Annotated in this window: 14 protein-coding genes; 2 read left to right on the top strand and 12 right to left on the bottom strand. The window is 32.3% G+C overall.

Going from position 1 to position 12,006, the window contains the following annotated elements; genetic code table 11:
* Window positions 1–240: 240 nt before the first annotated feature.
* The 12 genes from V5787_RS04240 to V5787_RS04185 form a co-directional block, all read right to left on the bottom strand.
* The gene (locus tag V5787_RS04240; protein WP_336892027.1) at window positions 241–390 is read right to left on the bottom strand and encodes a transposase; all 150 of its coding nucleotides are present in this window, start codon (window positions 388–390) and stop codon (window positions 241–243) included.
* A gap of 244 nt (window positions 391–634) precedes the next feature.
* The gene (gene atpG, locus V5787_RS04235) at window positions 635–1,495 is read right to left on the bottom strand and encodes an ATP synthase F1 subunit gamma (RefSeq protein ID WP_336892026.1); all 861 of its coding nucleotides are present in this window, start codon (window positions 1,493–1,495) and stop codon (window positions 635–637) included.
* 64 nt (window positions 1,496–1,559) lie between these two features.
* Window positions 1,560–3,140, bottom strand: a complete 1,581-nt coding sequence (atpA, locus tag V5787_RS04230) for a F0F1 ATP synthase subunit alpha (RefSeq protein ID WP_336892025.1) — start codon at window positions 3,138–3,140, stop codon at window positions 1,560–1,562.
* A gap of 22 nt (window positions 3,141–3,162) precedes the next feature.
* Window positions 3,163–3,720: an ATP synthase F1 subunit delta gene (gene atpH, locus V5787_RS04225; protein WP_336892024.1), complete on the bottom strand. Its 558-nt coding sequence runs from the start codon at window positions 3,718–3,720 to the stop codon at window positions 3,163–3,165.
* Window positions 3,721–3,727: 7 nt separating this feature from the next.
* Window positions 3,728–4,228 (bottom strand): F0F1 ATP synthase subunit B, encoded by a 501-nt coding sequence (locus tag V5787_RS04220; RefSeq protein ID WP_336892023.1) that lies wholly within the window; start codon window positions 4,226–4,228, stop codon window positions 3,728–3,730.
* Between the two features lie 81 nt (window positions 4,229–4,309).
* Window positions 4,310–4,501, bottom strand: coding sequence for an ATP synthase F0 subunit C (gene atpE, locus V5787_RS04215; protein ID WP_336892022.1), 192 nt, complete (start codon window positions 4,499–4,501; stop codon window positions 4,310–4,312).
* Window positions 4,502–4,532: 31 nt separating this feature from the next.
* A complete protein-coding gene (gene atpB, locus V5787_RS04210) occupies window positions 4,533–5,645 on the bottom strand; it encodes a F0F1 ATP synthase subunit A (RefSeq protein WP_336892021.1) in 1,113 nt (370 codons plus the stop codon).
* 103 nt (window positions 5,646–5,748) lie between these two features.
* Complete coding sequence (locus V5787_RS04205; RefSeq protein ID WP_336892020.1) at window positions 5,749–6,144, bottom strand: DUF6168 family protein; 396 nt, start codon at window positions 6,142–6,144, stop codon at window positions 5,749–5,751.
* A 5-nt stretch (window positions 6,145–6,149) separates the two neighbouring features.
* The gene (locus V5787_RS04200) at window positions 6,150–6,374 is read right to left on the bottom strand and encodes an AtpZ/AtpI family protein (RefSeq protein WP_336892019.1); all 225 of its coding nucleotides are present in this window, start codon (window positions 6,372–6,374) and stop codon (window positions 6,150–6,152) included.
* Window positions 6,340–6,726: a polymer-forming cytoskeletal protein gene (locus tag V5787_RS04195; RefSeq protein ID WP_336892018.1), complete on the bottom strand. Its 387-nt coding sequence runs from the start codon at window positions 6,724–6,726 to the stop codon at window positions 6,340–6,342. The genes V5787_RS04200 and V5787_RS04195 overlap by 35 nt, the downstream gene beginning before the upstream one ends.
* A 33-nt stretch (window positions 6,727–6,759) precedes the next feature.
* On the bottom strand, window positions 6,760–8,967 hold the full coding sequence (locus V5787_RS04190) for a tetratricopeptide repeat protein (protein ID WP_336892017.1): 2,208 nt from the start codon (window positions 8,965–8,967) through the stop codon (window positions 6,760–6,762).
* Between the two features lie 266 nt (window positions 8,968–9,233).
* Complete coding sequence (locus V5787_RS04185; protein WP_336892016.1) at window positions 9,234–10,187, bottom strand: nitronate monooxygenase; 954 nt, start codon at window positions 10,185–10,187, stop codon at window positions 9,234–9,236.
* 153 nt (window positions 10,188–10,340) lie between these two features.
* Here V5787_RS04185 and V5787_RS04180 point away from each other — a divergent pair, with 153 nt between their 5' ends.
* Window positions 10,341–11,390: a ferredoxin--NADP reductase gene (locus tag V5787_RS04180; protein ID WP_336892015.1), complete on the top strand. Its 1,050-nt coding sequence runs from the start codon at window positions 10,341–10,343 to the stop codon at window positions 11,388–11,390.
* Window positions 11,391–11,542: 152 nt separating this feature from the next.
* Window positions 11,543–12,006: IS1595 family transposase (locus V5787_RS04175; RefSeq protein ID WP_336892014.1), on the top strand; the 464-nt coding region annotated here is incomplete at its 3' end.

Genomic DNA, 12,006 nt, shown 5'->3' with positions numbered 1-12,006 from the left:
AATAATCTTGTTTCACACACCAATGTGCTAGGTCTGCATCGTATTTATCTGTCTTTTTTTTAACCCATTTATTAACTGCTCTGCTAATTGTTGAACGCGCTCTATTTAGAGTTTTAGCAATGTAGGATTTTGATTTTTTTTTCATCTAAAAGAGTCTCAATTTATACTCTTTCTTTACGAGTAAGTCGTCTATGTTTTTTTACTGCCATTTTACAAATCTATAAATTTAGATTTGTTGCGTTAAGTTATTGAATGGAGGTTGGTCTGTCCACATTTTATACAAGTAAACCCATCTTGCCATTTTATTTTGACTAAATAAGCCTTACAAGCTTCATCATTTGGCAGTTCTTTTATAAAACTCAGTATATTTTGACCTTGAAAAACATCCATATCTGTTATATTTAATGACACTAAGACACAGAAACTAAATGACTAACTCAAAAAAAATATAAGCATTAGCCTAGGTTACGGTTCTATTTTATATTGAAATATAAAAGAAGTAGAAACGAATTTAATGCGTCATTTGAATGTTAAAATGGCATTAGTATCTTGGATTTGTAAAAATCCTAGTTTTAATCCAACAAAAAGCTCTTTGAGATACCTCAAGAGCTTTTAAAAAATTAATTTTACACTGTTATCCTTTTAAAGCTTCAGCACCACCAACAATTTCTAATATTTCATTAGTAATAGCAGCTTGACGTGCTTTGTTATATGTTAATTTTAAATCATTTCTTAAATCATTTGCATTGTCTGTTGCTTTATGCATCGCAGTCATACGAGCTCCGTGTTCAGAAGCAAATGAATCACGTAATGCTTTAAACAATTGTGTTTTTAAAGATTTTGGAATCAACGCAGAAATAATTTCTGATTTTTGAGGCTCAAAAATATAATCTGAAGAACCATTTACATCAGACGCAACTGGTTTGATCGGTAAAAACTGTTCTACCATTACAATTTGAGTAGCGGCATTTTTAAAGTTATTATAAACAACTTCTATTTTATCGTAAGCACCTTCCTTAAATAAAAGCATGAGGTTCCCAGCAATTACAGCTACATTTTCAAAAGTCAAATCATCAAAAACTTCACTTTGATTATCAATCACAGTGAACTCCTTGCTTAAAATATCATTTCCTTTTTTACCAATAGTTAATAAGTCTACTTGTTTACCTTGATACTGTTCAGCAACAACTTTTCGAGTTTTTTTTATGATAGAGTTGTTAAAAGCTCCACACAAACCCCTATTAGAAGTAACTACAACTAATAACACTTTAGAAACTGATCTTTGCTCAGAATAAACACCACCTGAATCAGCATCTAATGTAGCGCTTAAGTTTTGCAACAATTCAGTAAGCTTATTAGAGTAAGGACGCATTGCAGTAATTGCGTCTTGTGCTTTTTTCAATTTAGCAGCAGAAACCATCTTCATTGCCTTCGTGATTTTCATCGTCGAACCAATAGATGCAATTCTGTTTCTAATTTCTTTTAAGTTTGCCATTATCTTATGGTATTAATATATAAGTACAAAGTTGAACACTCTGTACTTTATACATTTATATTATTTATGATGCGTATTTTGCTGAAATTTCAGCAGCAGCAGCCTCTAATACATCTAAAGATGCTTGTTCTAATTTCCCTGATTTCAATGATTCTAAGGTGTCTTTATGCTTAGCATTTAAGTAAGAAATAAAATCAGATTCAAATTCTTTAACTTTATTTACAGGAACACTTTTTAACAAGTTTTTAGAACCTGCATAAATAATTGCTATCTGATCTTCAACCGTATAAGGGTCATTTTGTGCTTGTTTCAAAATTTCAACATTACGTTGTCCTTTAGAAATAACGTTCATTGTAGCTGCATCTAAATCAGAACCAAACTTAGCGAAAGCCTCTAACTCACGATATTGAGCTTGATCTAATTTTAAAGTTCCAGATACTTTTTTCATAGATTTAATCTGAGCTGATCCTCCTACACGAGACACAGAAATACCAACGTTAATTGCTGGACGCACACCTGAATTGAATAAATCTCCGTCTAAGAAAATTTGTCCATCAGTAATCGAAATCACATTTGTAGGAATATATGCTGATACATCTCCTGCTTGAGTTTCAATAATTGGCAATGCAGTTAATGAACCTCCACCTTTAATTTTACCAACTAATGACGGCGGTATATCATTCATTTTAGTAGCAATAGGGTCGTTGTTGATCACTTTTGCTGCTCGCTCTAACAATCTAGAGTGCAAGAAGAATACATCTCCTGGATAAGCCTCACGCCCTGGTGGTCTTCTTAATAATAAAGATATCTCACGGTAAGCAACTGCTTGTTTAGATAAATCATCATAAACGATCAATGCTGGTCTACCAGTATCTCTAAAATATTCTCCAATTGCTGCACCTGCAAATGGAGCATATACCTGCATTGGAGCAGGATCAGAAGCATTTGCAGCTACTACAGTAGTATAAGCCAATGCGCCTTTTTCTTCTAATAAGTTAACAATACCTGCAACAGTTGATGCTTTTTGTCCAATTGCCACATAAATACAATATACAGGATTCCCTGCTTCGTAGAATTCTTTTTGATTCAAAATAGTATCTATGGCAACCGTAGATTTACCAGTTTGACGGTCACCAATGATTAACTCACGTTGTCCACGTCCTATAGGAATCATTGCGTCAATAGATTTAATACCAGTTTGCAATGGTTCAGTAACAGGCTCTCTAAATATAACTCCAGGTGCTTTACGCTCTAATGGCATTTCAAAAGTTTCTCCTTCAATAGGTCCTTTACCGTCGATTGGATTTCCTAAGGTATCTACAACACGTCCAACAATACCTTCCCCTACTTGTAAAGATGCAATACGCTCAGTACGTTTTACGATAGATCCTTCAACAACAGAAATGGATGGACCTAAAAGTATAACTCCAACATTATCTTCCTCTAAGTTCAATACCATACCTTCTAATCCAGATTCAAACTGAACTAATTCACCATATTGTACATTAGCTAGACCGTATACACGTGCAATACCATCTCCTACTTGTAAAACCGTCCCAACTTCACTCAATGAAGCAGAAGCTTTAAAGTTTGACAATTGTTCTTTTAAGATTGCTGTAACTTCAGCTGCTTTAATTTGTGCCATCTTGAATTATTTTGATGTATAATTAAATTTTTGAAACAAAATGACGATTGTCAAATTGTCTTTTCAATTCGTTAAAATTATTTGAAATACTCGAGTCGTATTGTATATCTCCAACACGTAAAATAAACCCACCTAATATATCAGGATTTACAACATTTTCTATTGTAGCATCATGTCCTGTAAGTTCTTTTATTTTAGCCAATATTTTTGTATTCAATGCTGTCGTTAATGGAACAGCCGTTGTTACTTTAGCAACATCAATTAGTTTGTCATGGTCAAACAAAATTAAATACTGCTTTGCAACGACTACCAATAATGGTAATCTTTTATTTTGTCCTAGTAAACCAATAAGCCCCAAAGTGATTTGATCGACAGCTTCAGAAAATATAGCATTTAAAGCTTTGATTTTATCATCTACTTTGACTATTGGACTTCCTAATACAAGAGCAAGTTCTTCACTCTCAGAAATTGTTTCAGCAATTAACAACATAGAGCTGTTTACCTCTGTTTCATTCTGAGTTTCTTTAGCTAGATTTAATACTGCTTTTGCATATCTTAGTGCTGCTCTAGTTCCTTTCATATTATGATTAGTTTAAAGTAACGTCTTTTAGCATTTTATCAACCAATGCTAATTGATCTTCTTTAGCAGACAATTCTTTCATCACTACTTTTTCAGCAATTTCAATAGATAAATGAGCAACTTGAGTTTTTAATTCAGCAATTGCAGACTGCTTTTCTACTTCAATAGCAGCTTTTGCAGCATTGATAATTACAATAGCCTGTTCTTGAGCCTCTCCTTTAGCTTCGGAAATAATTTTATCTTTAATCTCTCTTGCATCTTTTAATAAAGAATCTCTTTCAGCTCTCGCTTCTTTTAAAATTCTTTCATTGTCAGCATTCAAAGATTGCATTTCTTTCTTTGCTGACTCAGCAGATTCTAATGCTTTTTTAATTCCCTCTTCTCTGTCATTAACCGCTTCTAAAATTGGTTTCCATGCAAATTTCTTTAACAAAAGAACCAATCCTACAAACAATAGTGACTGCCAGAAAAATAAACCTAATGAAAATTGTTCTAATAATTTTTCCATTGTGCGTTTTGTGTTTTAATTAGTTTTTTAAGGATAAACAATAGCTACAACCAACCGTTGTAGCTATTGTTTTGTTTTGTCTTATGCTGCGAATAAAGCTGCGAAACCGATTCCCTCGATTAATGCCGCTGCAATCAACATAGCAGTTTGAATCTTTCCTGAAGCTTCTGGCTGTCTTGCGATAGCGTCCATTGCTGAACCACCAATTCTTCCAATTCCAACACCTGCACCGATTACGATCAATCCTGCTCCAATGTAATTTAATCCTTCCATGATATTAATTTTAATTATTAAACATTCTAGTTTAGTGCTCATTATGTTCTTCTACAGCTGAACCGAAGTACAATGCAGATAACATAGTGAAAATATAAGCTTGTAGCGCTGCTACCAATAATTCTAATAGTGATAATGCAAATGCCAATCCAAAAGACAATGGACTACCAATCCAACTTTTAAAGATGAACATCATTCCAATAATACTCATCAATACAATATGACCTGCTGTAATATTTGCATACAAACGAATCATTAATGAGAAGGGTTTAATTATTGTCCCTAACAATTCGATAGGAGCTAGTATAAATTTCATCGGTGTTGGCACTCCAGGCATCCAAAAAATATGTTTCCAATAATTTTTGTTTGCCGTGAATGTTGTCAAAAAATAAGTAAATAATGACAATGATAAAGTAACCGCAATATTATTTGTTACGTTAATTCCAATAGGTGTTAACCCAAGTAAATTAACAATCCAAACAAAGAAAAATACCGTCAATAAATAACTCATATATCTTCTATAATGTTTGTGTCCAATATTTGGAATTGCAATCTCGTCTCTTACATACAATATAATTGGTTCTAACAAACGCCCCACCCCTTTAGGTAATGCATTTGTTTTATAATTCTTTGCCATTTTTGTAAAGACTAAGAACATCAACAAACCAACCAAAAAGATAAAAGCGACATTTTTTGTAATTGAAAAATCGAAAGGTTTTGTATTTATTGCGTGCTTGTCTTCGTCATAAGAAATTGTTCCAGCTGCATCTGTTTTATACACTTTTCCGTGATAAAGTTTAAAATAATTTCCATTATTTTCAGCTACTGTTTCTCCATGATTAAATTTCGAAGAAGAAAACACATTCAATCCAGATTCTTTATCATATAGAATAACTGGTAATGGAGCTCCAACATGAATTTTCTTACCACTTTCGTCTTCGTAAGAAAACAAGCCAAAACCGTGAGAGTCTAATAAGTGATGATTGATGAATTTTTTGATTTCACTCTTCAATGAAGAACTAGCTTCTTCGATTTTATCTGTTGAATGTTTCGCCTGTTCATTTTCGTGGTGTTGAGCCATCGAAACAAACGAAATTAAAAACAATAAAAACGTAATCTTTTTGATTAAAAAATCTCTTCGCATAATCTGTAAATAAACGTGTCTTAAAACGAGGCTAAGATATATTTTTATATTTAACTTAAAAATTAATTTTAAGATTATTTTTAGCCTAATATTTTTTATATAATTAGGGTTCTTTTTTTGAAGGATTTAAGACCCTCACAACACCCAAAGTCTCTAGCAACAAGCAAAAAACATAGGGGACAAAGAAAGACAAAAACTCTAAACGAGAAATTTCACCATCAGCCCTAAAATGTGGTAAAAAAAAAACAAAAAACACAGCGAATTTCAACATACTGCCAGCCATAAATAAAAAGCCTAATTGATCGTTGTATTTTTTCTTTAAAAAAGTCAAAAATGAAACAATAATAATAGCCAAAATCACATTGACATAATACCCTTCAATGATCATATTATCATAGGCCAAATATCCATTATAACTCAACAAATTGGTATGAATATAGAAAATTACTGACATTAAAACTATCAGTCTAACAGAAAATAGAGCTATTTTTTTTGACATTGTTACTATTCGTCTTCCATTTTTTTTAGTTGTTGTATAATACTATACATCGTTACAACAAATGCAAATAACACCAAAGAAAGTGTGATTACTTTTTCAAAACCAAAATATGCATCTAATTTTTTACCTATATAAGAAAATATATAAATGCTACCTCCTAGCTGTATCCCAATTCCTGTAAATCGTAAAAACTTATTAAGCTGTTTTTTCTTTGATTTTCTTAGAGCCATCTTCCTTTAATTCTTTTACCATACCCTTCATACCACAAGTAGCATTAAACGATGCTCCTGGCTCAACCGTTAATTTACCAATAATAACATCACCATGAATCACGGCTGTCGATTTTAAAGTCAACATGTCGCTCACAGAAATATTCCCAGAAACGGCACCTTCAATATCTGCATTCATACATTCAATCAATCCTTTTACTTTTCCTTCTTTACCAATGATCACCCTTCCTTCTGCACGAATACTGCCCTCTAGAAAACCATCAATCCTAAAATCACCTTCCGAATTGATCTCTCCTACAATAGATGTTTTCTTACCTATTACATTTCTTTCTAAAACTGGACTTTCTTTCATTTTTTTTTCTTTAAACATATTATTTGGGCTCTTTTATTTCAATTTAACCATTAGCTCTTTCGCTTTTTTACCTTCTGCAGTATTTGAGTAATTCAATACTATATAATCCAACGCATCCCAAAAAGCTTTTTCGCCTTCCGTTTTTGCTAATGCATAGGCTTTTAATAGTTCCAATTTAGGAACTATAGGCATCCCTTCAAAGGTACGTAATGCTTTTGAAATATTATTAATAGTTTTTAAATAGTCCTCAGATTTATACATGTTATAAATCTCTCGATAACGACCTTCCGGGGTCATATCACTTGAATTATCGACCAGCTTATCTGGGTTTAATATTTTTTGAGCAAAGACAGAATTAGGAAATTTCCTTACAACAACACTACTGTAATAATCTGCCTTAACAACATTACCCATCGCTTCAAATATTCTAAAAAGATGGTAATTGGTTCCAAGTACTAATTTATCGTCTGGTAATATCTCTATCAAGGTCTCCAAAGTTGTTGCTGCTAATTCATATTCTTGAAATTGCTCCTTGTATATAAGTCCTAACTTGTAATAAGTGCTATTTCTTAAATTTGAGACACTATCAATTCCTCTTAAAGTCGTTGGCAATTGATCTAAATAATAAGCTACCTGATATTCTTTTCGAACCTCTTCTTCTACTTCCTTTTCTTGAACTGTCTCATCCTCTTTTTCTTCATTCCTAATTTCTATTTTATCAGACCATCTCCAATTATCGGCCAATTTTCTGGAGCCCCAAATCCTTTTAAAATCCTGAATCCCAAAACTCACTGATTGATCATTATAAAAATACCACTGCCCTTTACTTCCTGAAGAGTTCACAGTTGTCCGAGCACTTGCAAAACCAAATTCTTCATATTTTCTAAGATCTTCTAAAAATTTCGCTTTCTGCTTGGCTTCTTTATCTTTTATTTTTAATTCTTCGATATAATTTTCGAAATGTATAGTTTGTTCATTTTTATCCATCGACAATATATTCCAAATACTGTCATTTCTTTGAATCACCTCTTCAAAAACCAACACAGACTCTAAACCCTGTTTCTTTCTTCTTAATTTTCGAATTCTTTTTGTGTCTAAATCTCCTGAAACTTGTAAAACACTATCATAGTAACTACTTGCTAAAAAATAATCTGTGGATTGAAAATAAATATCCCCAGATGCTTCATAAGAAAGTCCCTTTTGAAATTTTTTTGATTGTTTTGCGTGGACTGAATTTTGGAAATTAATCAAAGCTATTTCTTTTTCTCCTCTTTGATTTTGCAATAAAGCCAAATGATAATACAATTCACCTAAATATGGTCTGTTTTCACGAATTTCAATCAGTTTTTCTAACTGTGAAATCGCTTCCTTTGGAACTTCTCCTAATTGAAAATTTTTCACCTTTTCAATTTCAGCACGCACCTTATACTTATAGGGAGCCCTTTTAAAATCAATAATCTCTTGAAATGCTATTTGCGAATTATTTAAATTATCCTCTTGACGATACAACTGACCAAGAATAAATAAATTTCTCGATTTTTTGACAGGATCCACACTTAATTCCACAGCTTTATGAAGGTGTTTTATCACCACTTCTGTACTATCCATCTGCTTATACGCTAGTGCCATTGTTATATAGGCATCTTCGAGATTTTTTTCTTCTATTTTGTCATTTTCCAAATACAGTTCCAACTCTTCAATTGCAACAATTTCATTTCGCATTCTTATACTGGTCTTGGATTTCCATATAATCGTTTGATCGATAAGGTCTGCTTCAGGATAATTTTTTATTACGTAATTAAACGCCTCTATTGCAGGAACAAATCTACTTGTATAATATCTCGACTTCCCTAATAAAAGAAAAGCCTTATCAATTTTACTATTCCTCTCTTTACCTCCAATTTTCATGGAGTGTTTCTGAACTGCTTTGACTGCTTTTTCTTCGGCTAATTCAAAAAACGTTAAATTTTCTTCTTCTTCTTCTTCCTCTCCTTCTTTATTTTTTGATTCCTTCTCCTTTTTCTTGTAATCTGGAATCTCAAGTTGCTCTTTAGCTAATTTTATTGGTTCTATCGGTAATACTTCCCAATAATTATCTTCATACAGTTCGTTAATTTCGTCCAAACCTTTTTGAAAAGCAATGTTCCCATTATACAAAATATTGTATTCTGTGATTATGGCATGATACTTCCTGTTGATAAGTGCATTTTTTTTAGTACTACAACCAAATAGAAGAAGCACAACAGTAGTAAGTGAAAGGGAAAAAATGGAAATTTTATACAATTATTAGAATATTTCGATGAATCAGCTAATATGAACACTTGTTTAATAACGTGAAATTACAAATAATATTACTGAAAATATTTATTGCGTAAAAAAGAAAAATATAAAATTAAAAAAACACTGTAAAGATTAGAGGTCACCACACGAAACAAAAAAAATCAACGAGTTATTTGTAAGAATTTTTGTTTCATAATTACACTCTCTAATTTAAAATAACATTCTTTTTATATAAAACGATCTATAATACTTTTTACAGATTCAATTTTTTTTGTGTGTTCAATTGAAGGTCCTGCAACCCAAACTGTTTTATAAGTTGCCGTAGTCGCAGCATTTTGAACATCGTTTGTTCCTTTTTTATAACGCAATAATTTTATCCGTTTTTTCAATCGTTTGTTTCTATTTAACAAACATTCTATCCATGTCTCTTTGGTCCCAGTTTTTTTCACGTAAGAGGTGTTGATCACTGTACAAGGCGTGCCCGATATCTTCTGAGTAACGACTATATCCTTTGCCCCATAATCTACACAGGCCTGTTTATATTCTTTGGAAATATTAGCTTCTTTTGAAGCAATAAATGGGCTGCCGATAGAAACTCCAATAGCTCCATAATACAATACTTTTTCTAACTCTTCTTTAGTACCAATCCCTCCCGCAGATATAACAGGCAATCCACAATATTGATTTAGCAGAGTAATTAATTCCTCTGCCCCAATGTCTCCTCGATGCCCTCCTGCCATATTATTAACAGCAATCAAAGCATCACAACCAAAACTAGCAACTTTTAAGCCATGTTTTAAATTAACAACATCACAAAAAACTTTTATTCCTTTTTTATGAGCTGCTACAATAATCTCTTTAGGCTCTCCTAAAGAAGTAATAATAAAATCGACACCTTCTTCACAGCAAACTTTCAATTGCTCTTTGTATTTAAGGTTTGATTTATTTACAATAATATTAATTCCAAAAGCTCCCTTATCCGTTTTGGCTTTTTGTAATTGTTGAATCGCTTCTTTCAGTTTTTCTGGGGTCCTATAATTTAATGCAGGAATACAACCAGCCACATTCTTTTGCATTGCTGCTATAACCATTTCTACATTAGAGATCAAAAACATAGGCGCAACAATAATAGGGTGTTGAATCCCTAAAATCTGTTCCAAAGTTTGTTTTGTTTGTTTCATCAATTACTTTCCTTTATCATGATTAAAGATACATAATTAAATAGTTTTGATAAAGTAACATTTGCTAATTTAAATTTTAAAGGTGTTTTTTCTTAATTCCTTTAAGCTCTTCTAATAAGTTTCTTATTTTTGCATATATATATCAAATTACTTATGCCTCATTTTCATACATTAGCTATAAAAGAAATTGTTAAAGAAACAGATACTGCTGTATCTATACTTTTTAATATTCCTGAGGATTTAAAAAAGTTTTACGCTTTTACGGCAGGACAGTATGTTACTGTTCGTACTACTATTGATGGTGAGGTGCTAAAAAGAGCTTACTCTATCTGTTCTTCTGAAAAAAGTGGAGAATTAAAAATAGCGGTTAAAGCAATTGTAAATGGAAAGTTTTCTAATTATGCATGTAAACATTTATCGGCAAGTGACACGGTTGAAGTAGCTCCACCTGAAGGGCATTTTATTTTAAACACAAACAGCAATCAACTAAAAAACTACCTAGCCTTTGTTGCTGGTAGTGGAATTACACCTGTGCTTTCCATGGTAAAAACGGTTTTAGAAAATGAACCAAAATCTACATTTACATTAATTTATGGTAATAAAACCTCTGAAAGCACCATCTTTAAGAGTGAACTAGATGCCTTGGCAAATAAATTTATTGCGAGGTTTAACATCAAATACGCCTTTACGCAAGAAAAAAACACAGGAACCATCTCTGGAAGAATTGACAAAAAAGCAACCCGTTATATCGTAAGAGAAAAATTCAATCATTTGAATTTTGACGAGGTATTTATCTGTGGCCCTGAAGAAATGATCAACGTAGTTAGCAATACACTTACGGAAGATGGGTTTCTAAAAAAAAATATCAATTACGAATTATTTGTTTCTTCTTCCGACACAAAAGACGTGAGCTCTGCTGATGGAATTTCTGAAATCACTGTATTAGTTGACGATGAGGAAACTACTTTTACGATGGACCAAAAAGACACTATTTTAGCTGCTACTTTACGCCACAATATAGATGCTCCTTACTCCTGCCAAGGAGGGGTTTGTAGTAGTTGTATGGGGAAAGTTACTGAAGGACATGCTATCATGAGCTCAAACAGTATTTTAACCGATTCTGAAATTGAAGAAGGACTTGTCTTAACCTGTCAAGCACACCCAACAACAGCTAAAATCGCTATCGATTTTGACGATATCTAGATGACTTCATCTACGAACCGCTCTGGACATTGTAAATCGAGACTTATTACTTTAAGTAATTGAACCAAGAGAAACTAATTTAAGGCATCATTTAAATGTTACTGAGTTAGTCATTTAATTTCTGTATCTTAGTGTCATTAAATATAACAGATATGGATGTTTTTCAAAATCAAAATATACTGAGTTTTATAAAAGAACTGCCAAATGATGAAGCTTGTAAAGCTTATTTGTCCAAAATAAAATGGTCTGAAGGTTTTATCTGTAGTAAATGTTGTGGCACAAAAGGTTGTGAAAAATCAGGCTATAATTATCATTGTTATGGGTGTGATCATGTTGAAAGTGCAACTGCAAACACCTTATTTCATAAAGTAAAATTCGGATTACAAAAGGCTTTTTGTGTGGTTTTTGAAATGAGTACAACTAGCAAAAGTATTTCTAGTATTCAAATGGGAAAACGATTTAGTATTCGTCAAGAAACTGCTTGGTATTTTATGCAAAAAGTTCGTAAATCCATGGAAAGAAGTCAGAAATATCCACTATCAAAAATTGTACATGTAGATGAATTTACAGTGGGAGGAAAAGAGCAAGGAAAACAAGGTAGAAGCTATGATTCAAA

The sequence above is a fragment of the Flavicella sp. genome (assembly GCF_037132785.1).
Lineage (GTDB): Bacteria > Bacteroidota > Bacteroidia > Flavobacteriales > Flavobacteriaceae > Flavicella.
The sequence above is the reverse complement of the archived record's forward strand: the minus strand, read 5'-3'. Positions and strand labels throughout refer to the sequence as shown.